Annotated in this window: 18 protein-coding genes and 1 pseudogene; 7 read left to right on the forward strand and 12 right to left on the reverse strand. The window is 69.1% G+C overall.

Translation table 11 applies throughout. The features are described from left to right. A pseudogene (locus K9U41_RS14955) lies at positions 1 to 946 on the reverse strand (hypothetical protein); the annotation flags it as partial. Positions 947 to 1,196: 250 nt separating this feature from the next. Here K9U41_RS14955 and K9U41_RS14960 point away from each other — a divergent pair. Continuing rightward, positions 1,197 to 2,546 carry a glutamate--tRNA ligase gene (locus tag K9U41_RS14960; RefSeq protein ID WP_282641659.1) on the forward strand — a complete coding sequence of 450 codons (1,350 nt, stop codon included), beginning with the start codon at positions 1,197 to 1,199 and terminating at the stop codon, positions 2,544 to 2,546. 112 nt (positions 2,547 to 2,658) lie between these two features. On the opposite strand, the gene K9U41_RS14965 is transcribed toward K9U41_RS14960, so the two are convergent. After that, entirely contained in the window at positions 2,659 to 3,849 is a 1,191-nt protein-coding gene (locus K9U41_RS14965) for a DUF2865 domain-containing protein (protein ID WP_282641642.1), read from the reverse strand. A gap of 179 nt (positions 3,850 to 4,028) precedes the next feature. Beyond that, a complete protein-coding gene (locus K9U41_RS14970; protein ID WP_282641660.1) occupies positions 4,029 to 5,117 on the reverse strand; it encodes a TRAP transporter substrate-binding protein in 1,089 nt (362 codons plus the stop codon). Between the two features lie 320 nt (positions 5,118 to 5,437). On the opposite strand from K9U41_RS14970, the gene K9U41_RS14975 reads away from it, so the two are divergent. Beyond that, positions 5,438 to 5,995: a CreA family protein gene (locus tag K9U41_RS14975; protein WP_282641643.1), complete on the forward strand. Its 558-nt coding sequence runs from the start codon at positions 5,438 to 5,440 to the stop codon at positions 5,993 to 5,995. 66 nt (positions 5,996 to 6,061) lie between these two features. Here K9U41_RS14975 and K9U41_RS14980 read toward each other — a convergent pair whose 3' ends face one another. Next, positions 6,062 to 6,370: a hypothetical protein gene (locus K9U41_RS14980; protein ID WP_282641644.1), complete on the reverse strand. Its 309-nt coding sequence runs from the start codon at positions 6,368 to 6,370 to the stop codon at positions 6,062 to 6,064. Between the two features lie 499 nt (positions 6,371 to 6,869). On the opposite strand from K9U41_RS14980, the gene cysS reads away from it, so the two are divergent. From cysS to K9U41_RS15000, 4 genes are all read left to right on the forward strand, one after another. Further along, complete coding sequence (gene cysS / locus K9U41_RS14985; protein WP_282641645.1) at positions 6,870 to 8,258, forward strand: cysteine--tRNA ligase; 1,389 nt, start codon at positions 6,870 to 6,872, stop codon at positions 8,256 to 8,258. Then, positions 8,255 to 8,749, forward strand: a complete 495-nt coding sequence (locus K9U41_RS14990) for a GNAT family N-acetyltransferase (RefSeq protein ID WP_282641646.1) — start codon at positions 8,255 to 8,257, stop codon at positions 8,747 to 8,749. The genes cysS and K9U41_RS14990 overlap by 4 nt, the downstream gene beginning before the upstream one ends. Then, complete coding sequence (cimA, locus tag K9U41_RS14995) at positions 8,746 to 10,359, forward strand: citramalate synthase (protein ID WP_282641647.1); 1,614 nt, start codon at positions 8,746 to 8,748, stop codon at positions 10,357 to 10,359. The genes K9U41_RS14990 and cimA overlap by 4 nt, the downstream gene beginning before the upstream one ends. A gap of 244 nt (positions 10,360 to 10,603) precedes the next feature. Further along, entirely contained in the window at positions 10,604 to 11,011 is a 408-nt protein-coding gene (locus K9U41_RS15000) for a DoxX family protein (protein ID WP_282641648.1), read from the forward strand. A 98-nt stretch (positions 11,012 to 11,109) separates the two neighbouring features. Here K9U41_RS15000 and K9U41_RS15005 read toward each other — a convergent pair whose 3' ends face one another. Further along, positions 11,110 to 12,285 (reverse strand): CaiB/BaiF CoA transferase family protein, encoded by a 1,176-nt coding sequence (locus K9U41_RS15005; RefSeq protein WP_282641649.1) that lies wholly within the window; start codon positions 12,283 to 12,285, stop codon positions 11,110 to 11,112. A gap of 207 nt (positions 12,286 to 12,492) precedes the next feature. Further along, positions 12,493 to 13,686, reverse strand: coding sequence for an acyl-CoA dehydrogenase (locus K9U41_RS15010; RefSeq protein ID WP_282641651.1), 1,194 nt, complete (start codon positions 13,684 to 13,686; stop codon positions 12,493 to 12,495). A 123-nt stretch (positions 13,687 to 13,809) separates the two neighbouring features. Here K9U41_RS15010 and K9U41_RS15015 point away from each other — a divergent pair, with 123 nt between their 5' ends. Next, positions 13,810 to 14,490 (forward strand): TetR/AcrR family transcriptional regulator, encoded by a 681-nt coding sequence (locus tag K9U41_RS15015; RefSeq protein ID WP_282641652.1) that lies wholly within the window; start codon positions 13,810 to 13,812, stop codon positions 14,488 to 14,490. 70 nt (positions 14,491 to 14,560) lie between these two features. Here K9U41_RS15015 and K9U41_RS15020 read toward each other — a convergent pair whose 3' ends face one another. The 6 genes from K9U41_RS15020 to K9U41_RS15045 all read right to left on the reverse strand — a co-directional run. Continuing rightward, complete coding sequence (locus tag K9U41_RS15020; protein WP_282641653.1) at positions 14,561 to 15,613, reverse strand: CobW family GTP-binding protein; 1,053 nt, start codon at positions 15,611 to 15,613, stop codon at positions 14,561 to 14,563. Between the two features lie 76 nt (positions 15,614 to 15,689). Continuing rightward, a complete protein-coding gene (locus tag K9U41_RS15025) occupies positions 15,690 to 16,661 on the reverse strand; it encodes a metal ABC transporter substrate-binding protein (RefSeq protein WP_282641654.1) in 972 nt (323 codons plus the stop codon). Positions 16,662 to 16,673: 12 nt separating this feature from the next. After that, positions 16,674 to 17,546, reverse strand: coding sequence for a metal ABC transporter permease (locus K9U41_RS15030; RefSeq protein ID WP_282641655.1), 873 nt, complete (start codon positions 17,544 to 17,546; stop codon positions 16,674 to 16,676). Positions 17,547 to 17,744: 198 nt separating this feature from the next. Further along, positions 17,745 to 18,485 (reverse strand): metal ABC transporter ATP-binding protein, encoded by a 741-nt coding sequence (locus K9U41_RS15035; RefSeq protein WP_282641656.1) that lies wholly within the window; start codon positions 18,483 to 18,485, stop codon positions 17,745 to 17,747. Beyond that, the gene (locus K9U41_RS15040) at positions 18,482 to 18,739 is read right to left on the reverse strand and encodes a hypothetical protein (RefSeq protein ID WP_282641657.1); all 258 of its coding nucleotides are present in this window, start codon (positions 18,737 to 18,739) and stop codon (positions 18,482 to 18,484) included. The genes K9U41_RS15035 and K9U41_RS15040 overlap by 4 nt, the downstream gene beginning before the upstream one ends. Positions 18,740 to 18,841: 102 nt before the next feature. Further along, positions 18,842 to 19,283, reverse strand: a 442-nt coding sequence (locus K9U41_RS15045) for an allophanate hydrolase-related protein (RefSeq protein WP_432715802.1), incomplete at its 5' end; no start/stop codon positions are given.

Genomic DNA, 19,283 nt, shown 5'->3' on the forward strand with positions numbered 1-19,283 from the left:
TGTATAAGAGACAGGCTGGGGCCGTCCCGGTGGGCCGGGCGGTCCCGGCTATCCCGGTGGTCCTGGCCGTCCCGGTGGTCCTGGTCAGCCTGGTGGTCCCGGTTATCCCGGCGGTCCCGGTCAGCCCGGTGGCCCTGGTGGCCCCGGTGGTCCTGGTCAGCCCGGTGGTCCCGGCTATCCCGGCGGTCCCGGTCAGCCGGGTGGCCCCGGTGGTCCTGGCGGTCCTGGTCAGCCCGGCCAGCCGGGTGGCCCCGGTGGTCCTGGCGGTCCTGGTCAGCCCGGCCAGCCGGGTGGTCCCGGCCGTCCTGGTGTCCCCGGCCAGCCTCCGGGCCAGCCTGGCATGCCTCCCGGTCAGCCGGGCGGTCCTGGTCAGCCCGGCCAGCCGGGTGGTCCTGGGCGTCCTGGTGTCCCCGGCCAGCCTCCGGGCCAGCCTGGCATGCCTCCCGGCCAGCCCGGTGGTCCCGGCCAGCCAGGTCAGCCGGGTGGTGCCGGCCGTCCCGGCGGCCCCGGCCAGCCTCCGGGCCAGCCCGGTCAGCAGGGTGGCCCCGGTCGTCCCGGCGGCCCCGGGCCGAACGGCCTGCCGAACCGCCCGCCGACGCCGCAGGATCGCCAGCAGTTGCAGCAGCAACAGCGCCAGCAGATCCAGCAGCAGCAGCGCCAGCAACAGCAGCAGCGTCAGCAGGAGCAGATCCAGCAGCGCCAACAGCAGCAGCGTCAGCAACAGCAGCAGCGCCCGCCGGAGCAGAACCAGCCGCGTCAGCAGCAGCAACGCCCGCCGGAGCAGAACCAGCAGCAGCGGCCGCAACAGCAGCAGCGACCGCAACAGCAGCAGCGCCAGGAGCGTCCGCCGCAGCAGTTCCAGCAGCAGCGTCCGCCTCAGCAGCAGGGCCAGCCTCAGGGCCAGCAGCAACGGCAGCCCCAGGCTCAGCCCCAGGGCCAGCCGCAACGGCAGCCTCAGGGACAGCCGCAGCGGCCCCAGGGCGGCGGACGGCCGGACTGCCGCGGGCCGGACTGCCCGCAACCCCGCTGAACCAACCGAAGCCCGGCCATTGCGGCCGGGCTTCTTTCTTTCGGCCGCAGGCCGAGACCCCATCCTTCTCCGAGACCTCATCCTTCTCCGAGGCCCCCTCCCCATCGACGGATGGGCCGCGGCGGGCTATGGGCTCCCCATGTCCAGCCCTGTTCCATCCAGCCCTATTCCATCCCGCCCCGTCCTGCGCTTCGCGCCATCGCCCACGGGCCTCATCCATGTGGGCAATGCCCGAACCGCCCTGATCAACGCGCTCCTCGCCCGGCGCGCCGGCGGCACCTTCATCCTGCGCTTCGACGACACCGACGCCGCCCGCTCCCGCGCGGAATATGCCGATGCCATCGCGACGGACCTCGCATGGCTGGGCATCGCCCCCGATCTCACCTTCCGCCAGTCCGACCGCATCGCCGACTATGAGGCCGCGGCCGAGCATCTGAAGGCAGCCGGGCGGCTCTATCCCGCCTATGAGAGCGAGGACGAGCTGGAGCTGAAGCGCCGGCTGCAGCGGGCACGCGGCCTGCCGCCGGTCTATGACCGCGCGGCGCTGGCGCTCGCCGCGGCCGACCGCGCCCGGCTGGAGGCCGAAGGCCGCCGCCCGCACTGGCGCTTCCGCCTCGACCATCGCGTGGTCGCCTGGGATGACGGCGTGCGCGGGCCGCAGCAGGTGGATACGGCGAGCCTGTCCGATCCGGTCCTGGTCCGCGCCGACGGCAGCTTCCTCTATACGCTGCCGTCCGTGGTGGACGACCTTGCCATGGGCGTCACAAACGTGGTGCGCGGCGAGGACCATGTGACCAACACCGCGGTCCAGATCGAGATTTTCGAGGCGCTGGGCGGGCCGGCGCCGCGCTTTGCCCATCACAATTTGCTCACCCTGCCCTCGGGGGAGGGCCTGTCGAAGCGGCTCGGCCACCTCTCCCTTTCGGCGCTCCGGGAGGCCGGGCACGAGGCGCTGGCGGTGGCCGCCGCCGCGGTCCTGGTGGGCACCTCCCATGCGGTGGAGGCGGTGGAAAGCCTCGATGGGCTGGCGGGCATGGTGGACCTCGCCCACATCTCCCGTGCGCCGGCCCGCTTCGATCCCGGCGATCTCGCCCAGCTCACCGCCCGCACCCTGCACATGATGCCCTTCGAGGCCGCGGCTTCCCGCCTTGCGGCGGCGGGCATCGGTGGCGGCGCGGCCTTCTGGCTGGCGGTGCGGGGCAATCTCGCGCTGTTCCCGGAGGCGGCGGACTGGTGGGCTTTGGTGTCCCAGCCGGCCGCCGGCGTGGTGGCGGAGGCCGATCGCGCCTTTCTGGGCGAAGCGGCGGCCCTGCTGCCGGCCGAGCCCTGGGACGCGCAGACCTATGGGGCCTGGATCAAGGCGGTGAAGACGGCGAGCGGGCGCTCGGGCAAGGCGCTGTTCCATCCGCTGCGCCTGGCGCTGACCGGCCGGGAGAAGGGGCCGGAGCTTGCCGCGCTGCTGCCGCTGATGGGCCACGCGCGGGTGACGGGACGGCTTGGGGGCGAGGTGGCTTGAAGGGACGGGCTCCACCGGCACGCGACGGCGGAGCGTGAGGCCCGGCCGCCGGCCTTGACGTGGCTGCTTGTTTCAGCGGAAGCGGGCGGGGTCTGTCCCCCGCCGATGTCGCTTACTGGGCCGTGCCTTGTCCGGCGCCTGCCGCGTTCTGCTGGTTCTGGGCGTTCTGCGAGCGCGGCAGCGGGATGATGCGCACCTGGCGCTGGCCCGGCTGCTCGGAGGCCGGGGCGAGCGGGGCGGCAGCCGTCGCGGCCACGGGGCCGCCCGCTTCCGCCGCCGGATTGGCTGCCGGCTGGCGCTGTGCGGCCTTGCCCTTGGACGTCTGGGACGGGTCGTTGAACTTCGGCTGCGACATCTCGCGGGCCTGCTCCTCGGTCACGAGGATGTCGCCCTTGCGCAGGGTGGTTTCGTCCTCAAGCCCTGCGAGCGCCTGCGCCCACGACTGGCCGGCGGGCTTGCAGGTGCACGATGGCACCAGTTCCTTGCGGTAGCGCAGGGCGTTGGGCAGCGACATGTAGGACTGCCCGGAAACGCTCACCGCCGACTTGATGTCGCCGCTGTAGGTGAAGAGCTGCGCCTCCGAGCCCGGGCACAGCCGCTTGCAGAGCTGGTCGTCCTGCGCGTAGCGGCTGGAGTTGGTGGAGTTCGCCATGGGGAAGAAATAGCCGTCGCAGGTGCGCACGCACACGGTGCGGGAGGAATATTGCTTCGGCTGGTCCAGCGGGATGGTGGCGAGGTCCGGTGTGCTTTCCTCTTCCTGCACGCTCTGGGGCGTGCCGAAGATGGCCTCGAAGAAGTTGCGCGGCTTCTGCGGCTCGGCGGGGCGCCGCGACGCCTGCACGGCGGCGGTATATTGCTGGCCGCAATTGTTCTGGGCGAGGGCGAGGATCAGCGCCCGGCGCTGGCCGCTCTGGTCCGATCCGCCACGCTCGATGCCAGCGAGCTGGGAGCGGATCCGCGACACCTGGTCGTCGATCTGGTCGCACTGGGGCGGGCGCGGCGGTCCCTGGAAGATGAAGAAGCCGCGCGGGGCGTCGCAGCCCATGCCGCGGGCCTGGGAGGTAAGCCGGTCGAGGTCGGAGCGCAGCTTCGCCGCCTGCTGCTGCTGGGCGTTGGCGCCGTTGGCGCCCCGGTCGAGGGACATGAGGGAGGATTCGAGTTGCATGCAGGCCGGGCTGCCGGCCTGCGCCAGCGCCTCGGTGGCACCGGCTGCCGCCGTTCCGGCCAGGACGAGCCCGAACACGATCTTGCGGGCCACATGGCGGATCGTGCCGCCGACGCCCATCCCTCGCTCAGACCCCATCCTCACCTTCTCGACTCTCGGTTCGCCGCCCAATGCCGGACCCCATCTCTATAGACCGACACCGCCCGGCAATGGTGACGAAACTATGGCTTCATCACCGTCCGTCAGGTGCCGCCGCGCCCTCGCACGCCTCGGCTCTTGCACACCTCAGCCCTCCCACGCCTCAGCTCACACACACCTCAGCTCTTGCCGCGGTTGCGGATGTTGAAGGTGTCGTAGGCGTATTCGGCGATCTGCCACCACACCAGCTGGTCGGCGCGGATGGCGTTCATGGACTCCAGCGCCTGCTTGAAGGCGGGGTTGGTGGCGGCGATCTCGTTGTAAAGCTCGAACGCGGCCTTGTGGCCCGCCTCCAGGATGGACGGCGGGAAGGGCCGCAGCTCCACGCCCTGCTGCACGAGGCGGCGCAGGGCGGGCGGGTTCACCGAATCGTACTTGGCCAGCATCCAGTTGTTCGCCGCTTCCGCGGCGTTGCGCACGATGGCCTGGTAGGGCTTCGGCAGCGCGTCCCACTGCTTGTCGTTGATGACGAGGTGCATCATCGCCCCGCCCTCCCACCAGCCGGGGTAGTAGTAATATTTGGCCACCTTCACGAGGCCGAGCTTCTCGTCGTCATAGGGGCCGACGAATTCGGCGGCGTCGATGGTGCCGCGTTCGAGGGCGGCATAGACATCCCCCGGCACGATCTGCTGCGGCACCACGCCGAGCTTGGCCAGCACCTGGCCACCGATGCCGCCGATGCGGAATTTCAGGCCCTTCAGGTCGTCGACGCCGGTCAGCTCCTTGCGGAAGAAGCCGCCCATCTGGCACCCCGAATTGCCCATGGGCATGGAGGTGACATTATACTTTGCGAGCACGCCGTTGATGATCTGCTCACCGCCGCCGAAGAACCACCAGGAATGCTGCTGGCGCGAGTTGAAGCCGAACGGCACGCCGGTGCCGAAGGCCAGCGCCGGGTCCTTGCCGGTGTAGAAATAGGTGGCAGTCTGCGCGCAGTCCACCGAGCCGGTGGAGACCGCGTCCAGCGCCTGGAGACCCGGCACCAGCTCCCCCGCAGGGAAGGTCTGGATCTGGAACCGCCCGTCGGTGGCCTCGGACACGTAGCGCGCGAAGGTCTGCGCGGTGCCGTAGATGGTGTCCAGCGAGCGGGGGAAGGACGAGGTCAGGCGCCACTTCACCTCGGGCTGGCTCTGGGCGAGGGCGGGAGCTGCGAGCGCGCCGGTGGCGAGCGCGGTGGCGGAGGCGCCAATGAAGTGCCGGCGCTTGATGTCCATGATCGTGCTCCTCGGGCCTTTTCTTGTCGGGCGCTGCCATTGCGACCGCCGATGGGAGTGTCTCATCGGCAGTCGGCACGGCCCGCGCCGCGCTTGCGCGAAACCTTCGCGGCGCAGGTCGCAGACCGGGGCCGCTGGTATCGATGGGGCGACAGGGGTGTCATGGCCGCGCCTCCGCGTCAATCGCGTGCCGGCGCAGGAGGCGGCGCCGGCTTTTGGCGTGGCGTTGGCTTTTATTCGGCGTCCCGCAGCCGGTCACCTTTTCCTGAGCGCGACTTTCCCCATATCAGGAGCGACAACCCGCGGGAGCTTTCATGACCGTTGCGAACCGTCCGAGCCGCGTCAGCCGCCTTGCGAACCGTGCCCGCTGCGGCGCCTTCCTGCTCGCGGCGCTGCTGGTGCCGGCCCTGTCGGCTCCAGCATCGGCGCAGGAGCCGAACCTGATCTTCAAGAAGTCCACGGTCTGGAAATTCCTGACGCCGGACGACAAGCTCGCGGTCTACGGCATCGACGATCCGGTGGTGGAGGGCGTCGCCTGCCACTACACCACGCCGGAGAGGGGCGGCCTGAAGGGCATGGTCGGCGTGGCAGAGGAGACATCGGACATCTCGCTGGCGTGCCGGCAGGTGGGGCCGATTTCCTTCAAGTCCAAGTTTGAGCAGGGCGACGTGGTGTTCCGCGAGAGCCGCTCCTTCTTCTTCAAGAGGATGCAGATCGTCCGCGGCTGCGACACCAAGCGCAACGTGCTGGTGTACCTGGTCTATTCCGACAAGCTGATCGACGGCAGCCCGAAGAACTCCACCTCCACCGTGCCCATCATGCCCTGGGGCGGCGGCGCGGACGTGCCCAAATGCGCCGACTTCGTGAAGTGAGCGCGGCCATCCTGAAGTGAGCCTGCCCAGGACCCGCCGGGGCGTGGCGATGAGGCGGCCTGGTCCTCAGCGCGAGCAGGTGATGGCCACGGTCTCGGCGCACAGGGGGCCGGGGCAGGCGGCAGGCGGCACCGAGCGCGCAGGGGTCAGGGCGGTTTCGGTGACGCGGCCGAAATCGATGACACGGCTGTAGTCGTGGGACCGGCACCAGGCGACCGCCATGCGCTCGCCGCACGGCGCGCCGGCGGCCAGGCAGCGGTCGATGCCGTAGCCATCGGAATTGTCGATGATGAAGATGCGGCTGTCGGCCTCGGCCAAAGCGGTCAGGGACAGGGATGCCACGGCTGCGACGACCAGCGTTCGGATGCTTTGCATGAGCGGGAAACGGCCTTTTTGATCAGCGCCGCGGCGGTGTTCCGGACCCTGTCCCGTGGTGCGGGGCAGGGCGCGGAGGGGCGGAGCTGCCTCCGCCGCTGCGCCGCCGGGGCGCTCTCGCGGGGCACGGGATAGGCTCCCGGCCCCCGCACGGTCAAGCGTGGCCATATGACAAATTGCGGAGCGCCCGCCGGGTTGAGGGCGAAAAACCCAGGTGGCGCAAGGGCTCGCGGGCTTGCGTTCCGGCGCCGCGCCGGCCCGCTGCCGCGCCCGCGCGAAAGCTCTTGACGACCGCCCCCGCCCGAACCATTGTCCCGCGCCATGAACGGCCGGTTTGCCATCACCTGCGCCATCGCGGCGATTATTTGCGGTTAGCCGAAAAGCTGGCCGTGGCCGTCCCTTGCTGCTCCCTTAAAACTTAAGGATCTGGACGCCCCGGCCGGTGCACCGGCACGGCGCACGTGCGCCACGTGCTCGGCTCGATGAGGGGGAAAGATCCATGGAGCTGAGGCTCTACAACACGCTCACGCGCTCGAAGGACACGCTGCGTCCGCTCGATCCCGCCAACGTGCGCATGTATGTGTGCGGCCCCACCGTCTACGACCACGCCCACATCGGCAACGCCCGGCCGGTGATCGTGTTCGACGTGCTCAACCGCCTGCTGCGCCGCCTGTATGGCGAAGCCCACGTCAAATACGTCCGCAACATCACCGACGTGGACGACAAGATCAACGCCCGCGCCGCCGAGCGCGGCATCACCATCCGCGACCTCACGGAAGAGACCTACCGCTGGTTCCGCGAGGACACGGCGGCGCTGAACTGCCTGCCGCCCACGGTGGAGCCGCGCGCCACCGAGCACATCGCCGAGATGCGCACCCTCATCGAGAGCCTGGTGGCCTCGGGCCACGCCTATGTGGCGGAAGAGCATGTGCTGTTCCACGTGCCCTCCATGCCGGACTATGGCCGCCTCTCCCGACGCCCGCTGGATGAGATGGTGGCCGGCGCCCGCGTGGATGTGGCGCCCTACAAGCGTGACCCCATGGATTTCGTGCTGTGGAAGCCGAGCGCCGATGGCGTCCCCGGCTGGCCCTCGCCCTGCGGCATCGCCACCCCCGGCCGCCCCGGCTGGCACATCGAGTGCTCGGCCATGTCGTGGCGTCACCTGGGCGAGACCTTCGACATCCATGGCGGCGGCATCGACCTTGTCTTCCCGCACCATGAGAACGAGATCGCCCAGTCGCGCTGCGCCTTCCACACCGGCGTGATGGCGCAGATGTGGATGCATAACGGCTTCCTCATGCTGGAAGGCGAGAAGATGTCGAAGTCCCTCGGCAACTTCGTCACCATCCGCGAACTGCTGGCCGAATGGCCGGGCGAGGTGCTGCGCCTCGCCATGCTCTCCACCCACTATCGCCAGCCCATCAACTGGACCCGGCAGGGCCTGGGTTTCGCCGCCAAGACCCTCGACAAGTGGTACCGTGTCATCGGCGAGGCGGAGGCCGAGACCGGGGAGGGCAACCCCTTCGAGATCGAGATCGCCGACCGCCTCGCCGACGACCTCAACACGCCGTCCGCCATCACCCACCTGCACCACCTCGCCGAGGTAGCGGAGCACGAGGAGACCTCCTCCGCCCTGCGCCGGCGCTTCAAGGGCGCGGCCAACCTGCTCGGCCTGCTCGGTGATACCGAAACCGGGTGGCGCGCCCGGCAGAAGGAGGCCATCGCTCTTGATGAGGGCGTGATCGCCGGCCTCATTGCCGATCGCATCGCCGCCCGCAAGGCGAAGAATTTCAAGCGCGCCGACCAGATCCGCGAGGAGCTGGCCGCGCAGGGTGTGGTGCTGATGGACAACAAGGACGGAACCACCAGCTGGGAGGTGTCGCGATGACCGCCGCCAAGCTCTCCCTGCGCCCCTATCTGCCGGCCGATGCGCCGGTGCTGGCGGCCCTGTTCCGCGCCTCCATCATGGAACTGACCGGCGAGGATTACGACGAGGAGCAGCAGGAGGCCTGGAGCGCGGCGGCCGACGACGAGGCCGCCTTCGCGGCGCGCCTTGCCGGTGCGCTGACGCTGGTGGCGCTGAAGGAAGGGGCGCCGGTGGGCTTCGTGTCGCTGAAGGACAATGCCCACATGGACCTGCTCTATGTGGCACCCGATGCCGCCGGCACCGGCGTCGCCCGCGCCCTGTGCGATGCGGTGGAGACGCTGGCCAAGGGCCGCGGCACCCTCAAGCTGACGGTGGACGCCAGCGATACCGCCCTTGGCTTCTTCCAGCACCGCGGCTTTGAGGCCCACCGCCGCAACATGGTGCCCCTGGCCGACACCTGGCTCGGCAACACCTCCATGGCCAAGACGCTCGGCGAGGGGACAGGGCGATGACTACCTCCCAGTCCGACGGGCGCGAACGCCTCTACCTCTTCGACACCACCCTGCGCGACGGGGCGCAGACCAACGGGGTGGACTTCACCGTCGCCGACAAGCTCCGGGTGCTGGCGCTGCTCGACCAACTGGGGGTGGATTATGTGGAGGCCGGATATCCCGGCGCCAATCCCACCGATACCCAGCTGTTTTCGCAGGAGCATCCGGCCAACGCGCGCGTTACCGCCTTCGGCATGACCAAGCGGCCCGGCCGTTCCGCGGCCAACGATCCCGGCCTCGCGGCGCTGATCGGAGCCAAGGCCGACGCCATCTGCTTCGTGGCCAAGGCCTCCGCCTACCAGGTGCGGGTGGCGCTGGAGACCACCAAGGAGGAGAACCTTGCCTCCATCCGCGAGAGCGTCCAGGCCGCGGTCGCTGCCGGGCGGGAGGCGCTGGTGGATTGCGAGCATTTCTTCGACGGCTTCAAGGAAGACAGGGACTTCGCCCTCGCCTGCGCCCGCACGGCCCATGAGGCCGGCGCCCGCTGGGTGGTGCTGTGCGACACCAATGGCGGCACCTTGCCCCATGAGGTGGAGGCCATCGTCTCCGAGCTGGTGAAGGTGGTGCCGGGAGACCATGTGGGCATCCACGCCCACAACGACACCGAGCAGGCGGTGGCCAATTCGCTGGCGGCGGTGCGGGCGGGGGCGCGGCAGATCCAGGGCACGCTCAACGGCCTCGGCGAGCGCTGCGGCAACGCGAACCTGTGCTCCATCATCCCGACCTTGCTGCTGAAGCCGGACTATTCGGCGCACTTCGACATCGGCGTCTCGCGTGATGCGCTGGCCGACATCGCCCACGTGTCGCGCACCCTGGACGAGATGCTGAACCGCGCGCCGGATCGCCACGCGCCCTATGTGGGCGAGAGCGCGTTTGCCACCAAGGCCGGCATCCATGCCTCGGCCATCCTGAAGGACCCAGCCACCTACGAGCATGTGCCCCCCGAAGCGGTGGGCAACCGGCGCAAGCTTCTGGTCTCCGACCAGGCGGGCAAGTCCAACGTGCTGGCCGAGTTGGAGCGGCTCGGGGTCCCGGTGGAGAAGGCGGACCCGCGCATCGCCCGGCTGCTGGACGAGGTGAAGACCCGCGAGGCTTTGGGCTATGCCTATGAGGCGGCGGACGCCTCCTTCGCGCTGCTGGCGCGGCGCATCCTCGGCAGCGTGCCGGACTTCTTCGACGTGGAGCGCTTCAGCGTGAACGTGGAACGGCGCTTCAACGCGCGTGGGGAAATGAGCACCGTGGCCGAGGCCATCGTGAAGGTGAAGGTGGGGGATGAAATCCTCATCTCCGCCGCCGAGGGCAACGGCCCGGTGAACGCCCTCGACGTGGCGCTGCGCAAGGACCTCGGCAGGTACCAGCCCTTCATCGCCGGCCTGCACCTCACCGACTACCGGGTGCGGGTGCTCAACGGCGGGACCGAGGCGGTGACCCGGGTGCTGATCGAGAGCGCCGACGAGAAGGGCCAGCGCTGGACCACGGTGGGGGTCTCGCCCAACATCATCGACGCCTCGTTCGAGGCGCTGATCGATTCCATCACCTGGAAGCTGATCCAGGAGGGGGCGACGGCCTGAGGGCCGGCGCCTGCATGGGCGTGGCGCGAGGCTCCGTGCCTCTGTCCATTCATGCAATGCTGCAAACGCAGCTGCGAAAAACGCCCGGCGCGACGGAGGTAAATATTGCGCCACATCAATGTCCATGGGCCTTGGAGGAGCAAAATCCGTCGCACGGTATCGATCATTGTGGGTGATGATTGGTACAGACGAGGAGTATGCTTCAATGTCGGCGTCTGATGGCAGATTTGATGTGACGAATCCCATGGTTGTTATTCGTCTGGTGTGCGGATTGTTCTATTTTCCGCATTCCATCTCGAAGATCATCGGGTTTGCGGGGTCGGTGGGCTTCTTCACCAGGGCGGGATTTTATCCGCCGGAGTTTTTCGTGGTCCTGTCCATCGTCATGGAACTGATCTGCGCCGTGGGCCTGACCTTCGGGGTCTTCACCAAGTATCTGGGTGTCGTATCCGCCGGCCTGATGGTGGTCGCGGCCTATGCGATGGTGGTGACCCGCGGGCCCGGCTGGTTCTGGGCGCAGGGCGGCATCGAATATCTGGTGTTCTGGGGCGTGGCGTCGCTGGCGGTGGCGCTCGATGCCTGGAACAAGAACCCTGGCTTCTTCGGCCTGTTCGCCTGGCCGCTGAAGAAGGCGAAGCCCGTCGCGGCATGAGGGCAGGGGCACAGCGCTTCTGATCGCAAGGGATGCGATAAGCGAGGGAGGCGGGATGCGGCGGCGGCCGGGTCCCGCCTCCTTTTTGCGCGGCGCGCTCAGCCCTTCGCCAGCGCCTCCAGCGCCTTGAGCACGGCCTGCGTATCCGCCCCGAGGCGCGGGCTGGCGGTCCTGGCCACCTGCCGCTCGCCGTCGAGCACGATGGGGCTTGCCACCGCCGGGATGGTGCCGCCGCCGGCCTCCTTGAGATCCACGCGCAGGCCGCGGGCCTTCACCTGCGGATCGTCGAACACCTGCGCCACCGTGTTGATGGGGCCGGCGGGCACGCCCTTCGCCTCCAGCGCGGCGAGCAGGTCGTCGCGCTTGAAAGTGGCGGTCAGCGCCGAGAGCTGCGGCACCAGCGTGGCGCGGTGGGCGACGCGTTCGGGGTTGGTGCCGAAATCGGCTTCCCGCGCCAGCTCCGGCGCGCCGAGCACGGCGCAGAAGCGGGCGAACTGGCCGTCATTGCCGATGGCGGCGATGAAATAGCCGTCGGCGCAGGGGAAGACCTGGTAGGGCACGATGTTGGGATGGGCATTGCCCATGCGCTTGGGGGCCTTGCCGGAGGTGAGGTAGTTCATGGCCTGGTTGGCCAGCACGCCCACCTGGGTGTCGAGCAGCGCCATGTCCACATGGCCGCCGGTGCCGGTCTCCTCCCGCCGGCGCAGGGCGGCGAGGATGCCCACGGTGGCATAGAGGCCGGTGAAGATGTCGGCGAAGGCCACCCCCACCTTCTGCGGCTCCCCATCCGGCGCGCCGGTGAGGTCCATGATGCCGCCCATGCCCTGCACCAGGAAGTCGTAGCCGGCGCGCGGCGCATAGGGGCCGTCCTGGCCGAATCCGGTGACGGAGCAATAGACGAGGCGCGGGTTCTCCGCCTTCAGGCGCGCGTAATCGAGGCCATATTTCTTGAGGCCCCCGACCTTGAAATTCTCGATCACCACATCGCTCTGCCGCGCCAGCGCGCGGATGGTGGCCTGCCCCTCCGGGCTCTCGAAATCCACCGCCACTGAGCGCTTGCCGCGGTTGGTGGCATGGAAATAGGCGGCGCCGAGGTCGGCCCCGTCGTCGCCGGTCAGGAAGGGCGGGCCCCAGGTGCGGGTGTCGTCGCCGCCGCCGGGGCGCTCCACCTTGATCACCTCGGCGCCAAGATCGGCGAGCAACTGCCCGCACCAGGGGCCGGCGAGGATGCGGGCAAGTTCAAGGACGCGAAGGCCGGCGAGGGGAGGGGACATGTTTGGACCCATGGTGCGGATGCCTCCCCTCTCCCCTTGCGGGAGAGGGGTCGGGGGTGAGGGGGCGCGCGCCGAAGCAGGGCTGTGGCGCGGCGGAGGCACTACCCCTCACCCTAACCCTCTCCCGCCCGAACTCGGCTGCTGCCGAGTTCGGCTCGCCAAGATCGAAGTCGGCAACAGCCGACTTCGAGGGGAGAGGGGACACTCTCAGAAGAACGCCTGGATGCCGGTGATGCCCCGGCCGAGGATCAGCGCATGGATGTCGTGCGTGCCCTCATAGGTGTTCACGGTCTCGAGATTCGCGGCGTGGCGGATGACGTGGAATTCGGCCGAGATGCCGTTGCCGCCGTGCATGTCGCGGGCGGTGCGGGCGATGTCCAGCGCCTTGCCGCAATTGTTGCGCTTGATGAAGGAGATGGTCTCCGGCGGCAGGCGGCCCTCCTCGAACAGCCGGCCGACGCGCAGGCAGGCCTGAAGGCCGAAGGCGATGTCGGTGGCCATGTCCGCCAGCTTCTTCTGCACCAGTTGGTTGGCCGCCAGCGGCTTGCCGAACTGCTTGCGGTCCAGGGTGTATTGCCGGGCCTGGGCATAGCAGGCTTCCGCCGCGCCCATGACACCCCAGCCGATGCCGTAGCGCGCCCGGTTGAGGCAGCCGAACGGGCCGGCAAGGCCCGTGGCGTTGGGCAAAAGGTTCTCTTCCGGGATCTCCACGTCCTCCAGCACGATCTCGCCGGTGATGGAGGCGCGCAGGGAGAGCTTGCCCTCGATCTTGGGGGTGGAGAAGCCCTTCATGCCGCGCTCCACCACGAAGCCGCGGATGGCATTGTCGTGCGCCGCCGACTTCGCCCACACCACCGCAAGGTCGGCGATGGGCGAGTTGGTGATCCACATCTTGGCGCCGTTGAGGCGATAGCCGCCGTCGATCTTTTCCGCCCTGGTGCGCATGCCGGCGGGATCGGAGCCGGCATCCGGCTCGGTGAGGCCGAAGCAGCCGATCCACTCGCCGGTGGCGAGCTTGGGCAGATACGTCTGGCGCTGCGCCTCCGTGCCATAGGCGAAGATGGGGTGCATGACGAGGGAGGACTGCACGCTCATGGCCGAGCGGTAGCCGCTATCCACCCGCTCCACCTCGCGGGCCGCAAGGCCGTAGGACACATAGCCGAGGCCGGCGCCGCCGTATTCCGCCGGGATGGTGGGGCCGAGCAGGCCCAGCTCGCCCATCTCGTTCATGATCTCGCGGTCGAACCGCTCGTCGAGATAGGCGGAGGTGACGCGGGGCAGCAGCTTGTCCTGCGCATAGTCGCGCGCCGTGTCGCGCACCAGCCGCTCGTCCTCGGTGAGCTGGCCGTTGAGGTCGAAGGGGTCGGTCCAGTCGAACACGGGCTTGGAGGTGGCTGCCATGAACGTGTCTCCCGCTGTGGACCCGGCCGGGCGGCGCGGGCTCCATTTACATTCCAGCCAGTCGGTATATAAATATCCCACGTCAGTCAAGGGAGCGGACCGCTGCAGGACGAACTGAAAAAATTGCCGGCGGCCGAGACCGCGCCGGAGCCGTCCCGCCGCCGTGGCCGCCCGCCGAAGGTCGCGGCGCCGTCGGCCCCGGGGGCCGCCGCGCGGCTGGGCCGGCCGCCGCTGATGGCGGACCCGCGCGCGGAAATCCTGCGCCAGGCGGCGCAGCTCTTTGCGCAGAAGGGCTATGTGGAAAGCTCACTCAATGAGCTGGCCGCCGCCATGAACTATTCCAAGGGCGCCATCTACAATTATTTCTCCTCCAAGCAGGAGATTTACGACGCCATCATCATCTTCACCCTGACCGGCCTCTACGAGACCGCCGCCAGGGCGGTGAACGAGGCCGATCCGCCGGTGGAGCGCCTGAGGCAATTCATGATGGCCCACGCCCGCTTCCTGGCCGACAATTACGATTGCTTCGTCACCATGCTGGTGGGCTTCTCCGGCATGGCCAACAGCGGGCTGAAGGATGATGCGCTGGCCCTGCGCGACGCCCACGAGGGCCTGCTGCGCCGGATCCTCCAGGATGGCGTCGCCGACGGCTCGTTCCGGGAGGTGAGCGCCGCCATGACGGGCCGCGCGGTGCTGTCGCTGCTGAGCTGGATGGTGCGCTGGTTCAAGCCGGGCGGCGGCAAGTCCGCCGAGGAGGTGGCGCAGGAGTATCACGACCTGCTGGTGCGCGGCCTGATGGTCTGAGGGGGACTGGAACGAAGAAGGCCCGCGGGGATGCCGCGGGCCTTGTTGTATTCGGGAACCGTGCGGCCGATCACGCCGCGCAGGACAGGAAGCCGTCCTCCAGCGCCTTGCGATCGAGCTTGCGGCCGATGAAGACGATGCGGCTCACCCGCTTCTCGTCGTCCTTCCACGGGCGCTGATGATCGCCGTCGAGGATCATGTGCACGCCCTGGAAGACGAAGCGGTCCGGGTCGTTGGCGAACGACAGGATGCCCTTGGAGCGCAGGATGTTCGGCCCTTCGGTGGCCACCAGATTCTGCACCCAGGGGAAGAACTTGTCCGGGTTCAGCTCCTTCTCGGTGGAGAAGGCGACCGACTGCACTTCCTCGTCATGCACCGCCTTCAGGCCGTGATGATGGTCGTGGTCGTGCGCGTGATCGTGGCCGCAGTCCGGGCCGTGCACGTGGTCATGATCGTGGTGGTCGTCGTCCTCGAGGAAGGCCGGCTCCAGCTCCAGGATGCGGTCGAGGTCGAACGCGCCCTGGTTCAGCACCTTGGCGATGTCGATTTCGGACTTCGTCGTGCGATAGAGCTTGGCATAGGGGTTGATGCCGCGGATGCGGGCTTCCACCTGGTCCAGCTCCGCGCCGGTGACGAGATCGGTCTTGTTGAGCAGGATCACGTCGGCGAAGGCCACCTGGTTCTTGGCCTCGGGCGCGTCCTTCAGGCGGTCGGACAGCCACTTGGCGTCGGCCACGGTGACCACGGCGTCGAGGCGGGTCTTGGCCTGCACCTCCTCGTCCACGAAGAAGGTCTGGGCCACGGGGGCCGGGTCGGCAAGGCCCGTGGTCTCCACGATGATGCCGTCGAAGCCGCCCTTGCGGCGCAGCAGGCCGTCGATGACGCGGATGAGGTCGCCGCGCACGGTGCAGCAGATGCAGCCGTTGTTCATCTCGAACACTTCCTCGTCGGCGCCCACCACGAGGTCGTTGTCGATGCCGATCTCGCCGAATTCGTTGACGATGACCGCGAATTTCTTGCCGTGGGGCTGCGAGAGGATGCGGTTGAGCAGCGTGGTCTTGCCGGCGCCCAGATAGCCGGTGAGCACGGTGACGGGGATCTTCTCGGCCTGCGTTTCAGCCATGGCATTCACCTGGTGTCGGGCGGCGGCCGGAAGGAGGGTCCGGCCGCCGCGATGTAAAAAACCGAAACTCCGGCGCTCAGCTCGCCAGGGCCGCGGAAAGCTCGCGCACGTTGGAGTGCATCATGTCGATGTAGGTGCTCGCCGGGCCTTTGTCATCGGAGAGCGCGTCGGAATAAAGGGTGCCGCCGATCTTGGCGCTGGTTTCCCTGGCGATGCGCTGCATCAGGCGCGGGTCGGTGATGTTCTCCACGAACACGGCCGGGATCTTCTGCGCCTTGATCTGGCGGATGATGCGCGCCACGTCCCTGGCCGAGGCCTCGCTCTCCGTGGAGACGCCCTCGGGCGACACCAGCACCACGCCATAGGTCTCGCCAAAATAGCCGAAGGCGTCGTGGGAGGTGATGATGCGGCGCTGCTCGGCCGGGATCTTGGCGAGGGCGGCCTTCACCTCGGCCTCCAGGGCGTCGAGCCTGGCGAGATAGGCGCTCGCGTTGGCGGTGTAGGCGTCGGCGCCATCCGGATCGGCGGCGATCAGGCCGTCGCGCAAATTGGCCACATAGACCTTGGCGTTGGCGATGGACTGCCAGGCGTGGGGATCGATGCCGCCATGGTCGTGGCCATGCTCTTCCCTGGCGTGCTTGTCCTTGCCCTTCGGCTTCTCGTCCTCGTCATGATCGACGAAGCCGGTGCGCGGCGTGATGCCCTTCGAGGCGACCACCACCGGCGCCCTGGTGCCGGAGGCCTTCACCAGCCGGTCGAGCCAGCCCTCGAAGCCGAGGCCGTTCACGAACACCACCTTGGCGGCGGCGACCGCCTTCGCGTCGGCAGGGGTGGGCTGGTAGACGTGGGCATCGCCGTTGGGGCCGACGATGGTGGTCACCGCCACCCGGTCGCCGCCCACCTGCTTCACGAAATCGCCGAGGATGGAGAAGGAGGCCACCACCGGCAGTTTCTGCGCCGGCTGGGCGCCTTGGGCGAAGGCGGGACCAGCCAGGGCGGCGAGGCCGCTGGCGAGGCCGGCCGCAAGGACGAGGCGTCGGTTGAGCATCAGGCTTTTCCTTCAGGCTTCGAGATGGCGGCCCGGCACGAGGCGGGTCACAAGCCCGCCGATGGGGCCGAAAACCACGGCACCGGCATAGGCCAGCCCCGCCACCAGGATGATGGACGGGCCGGACGGCGTGCCGAGGTGGTAGGAGACGAGGAGGCCGATGGCTCCGGCCGCGAAGGCGATGAGCGTGGAGAGGGTCACCAGCGCCGTGAGGTCGCGCACGAAGAAGCGGGCGGTGGCGGCGGGCAGCATCATCAGCCCCACCGACAGCAGGGTGCCCAGCGCATGGAAGCCGCCCACCAGGTTCATCACCACCAGCGACAGGAAGGCGATGTGGCTCACCCCGCCGGCCCGGCTCACCGAGGCGAGGAAGGTGGGGTCCACGCATTCCAGCACCAGCGGCCGCCAGATGAAGGCCAGCGTCACCAGCGTGAGCGTGGTGATGGCGGCGATGAGGATGAGCGTGGCGTCGTCGATGCCCAGCACGGTGCCGAACAAGACGTGCAGCAGGTCCACGTTCGAGCCCTTCAGCGACACGATGAGCACGCCCAGCGCCAGCGAGATGAGGTAGAAGGCGGCCAGCGAGGCGTCCTCCTTCATGCCGGTGGCCCGCGCCACGACGCCGGCGCCGATGGCCACCACCAGTCCCGCCGCGAGCCCGCCCGCCGTCATGGCATAGAGATTGAGGCCGGCGAACAGGAAGCCGATGGCCGCGCCCGGCAGGATGGCGTGGGCCATGGCGTCCCCCGTCAGCGACATGCGCCGGAGCATGAGGAAGGCGCCCATGGGCCCCGCCCCCAGCGCCAGCGCGAACACGCCGGCCAGCGCCCGCCGCATGAATTCAAACTCCGTGAACGGAGCGATGAGGAGGTCGTAAGGGTTCATTCTCGTCTCTGTCGGGGCCGGGCGCAGCCGCGGCGGTCGTGCGGCGCATGCCGCGCAACCATCGGGATCGGCGCCGCCCTTTTGCTTGGCCGGAAGCCGGGGGTCCGGCGGGGGCTGCGAGCCGGACCGGGGTTGGACAGCCCTTTCCCGGCTCCCGGCCAAGCGGAAGGACGGCGATGGATGTCGGTCCGGGCGCGGTCAGGCCGCGTCGGAACAGTCCGGTGCGTCCTCCCGCCAGGCTTCGCCCATGCGGCGCGCCTTCAGCAGGTTCTCGGACCCCAGCGCTTCGAAGGTCGGACCCCAGGCCACCGGGGTCCGGGCCAGAAGCAGCGTCTCGGGGAAGGTGGCGCGGACCAGATCGAAATCGTGCAGCACCGCGATCACCGTGCGCTTCTCGCCGTGCCAGCGGCGCACCAGGTCCACGAGGTCGGCGACGGTCTTGGCGTCGAGGGCGGTGAAGGGCTCGTCCAGCAGGATCACGCGTGCGTCCTGCAGCAGCAGGCGGGCGAACAGGGTGCGCTGCATCTGCCCGCCGGACAGGGTGCCGATGGGGCGCGCCTCGAAGCCTTCCAGGCCCACGGCGGCGATGGCTTCGGCGATCTGCTGCCGGTCTGCCTTGCCGATGCCGCCGAACAGTCCGGCGCGCCGCCACAGGCCCATGGAGACCATGTCGTAGACATTGATGGGAAAGCTGCGGTCGATCTCGGCGCCCTGCGGCAGATAGGCGATGTCGCGGGGGGAGACGCCATGCAGGTCGATGGCGCCGCCCAGCGGCTTCAGCGCGCCGCAGATGCCCTTCAGCAGGGTGGACTTGCCGGCGCCGTTGGAGCCGCACACGGCCAGCAGCGCGCCTTCCCGCACATCGCCCGACAGGTGATGGACAGCCGGGTGGCGCTCATAGCCGAGGGTCAGGTTGCGGAAGGAAATCTGCGCGTTCACGGCTCGCTCCCCACCACGAGGGCGACGATGGTCCACAGCACGGCGAGGAGCGTGCCGGCGATGGCGAGGCGCGCGAGAAGGGAAAGCCGCAGCACCGAAGCGCCGATGCGCACCTCCGGCCGGCGAGAGGTGGACCGCAGATGGTCCGCATGGGTGTGGCCAGCATGGGCGTGGCCGGAGGGATCGCCATGCGCGTGCGCCGGGTTCGGCCCGGGGGGCGCGGCAGCTGCATCGACGGCGGATGAAAGGGGCATGGAACCTGCCGGGAAGTGGTTCAATAGGGCTCTTGATACAGTGTATCAGTCACCCTGTCCAGCAGGTCTCACGCGTTCTTGCCCTGGCCTGGGGGCAGTTCCTCAGGCGGGAACCGTCGCCGCCATGAAGGCGCGGAATCCCCCGTGCGCGGTGATGTCCTCCGCGCCATCGAGGGCGGCCGCCTCGGCGAGGAAACCGGTCACCCGCGTGCCGTCCGCAAGCTCCACCTGCCCAAGCCCGAGGGGGGCGGGAATGGTGGCGAGCAGCTTCCCGACCCCCTCGAAGGGCAGCGACCAGATTTCGCCGTCGAGGGCGGCGCCGTCCGCGCTCACCCGCACCACGCCGGGGCGCGCGATGGCGCCGGGCAGCCGCTTCATGCGATAGGCGGCGGCGGTGGTCGCGGTGCGCACGAAGCGTCCGCCCATGGCTTTCAGATCGCCGTTCAGCGCCATGCCCGAGAGGTGGGCGCCGAACACCAGGATGTCGAGCCGGCCGGGCTCCGGGGCCATCGCGCGCCCCGGCGTGGTGCGGGTGAGCGCGGAC

The sequence above is a fragment of the Xanthobacter autotrophicus genome, assembly GCF_029991245.1.
GTDB lineage: Bacteria > Pseudomonadota > Alphaproteobacteria > Rhizobiales > Xanthobacteraceae > Xanthobacter > Xanthobacter autotrophicus_C.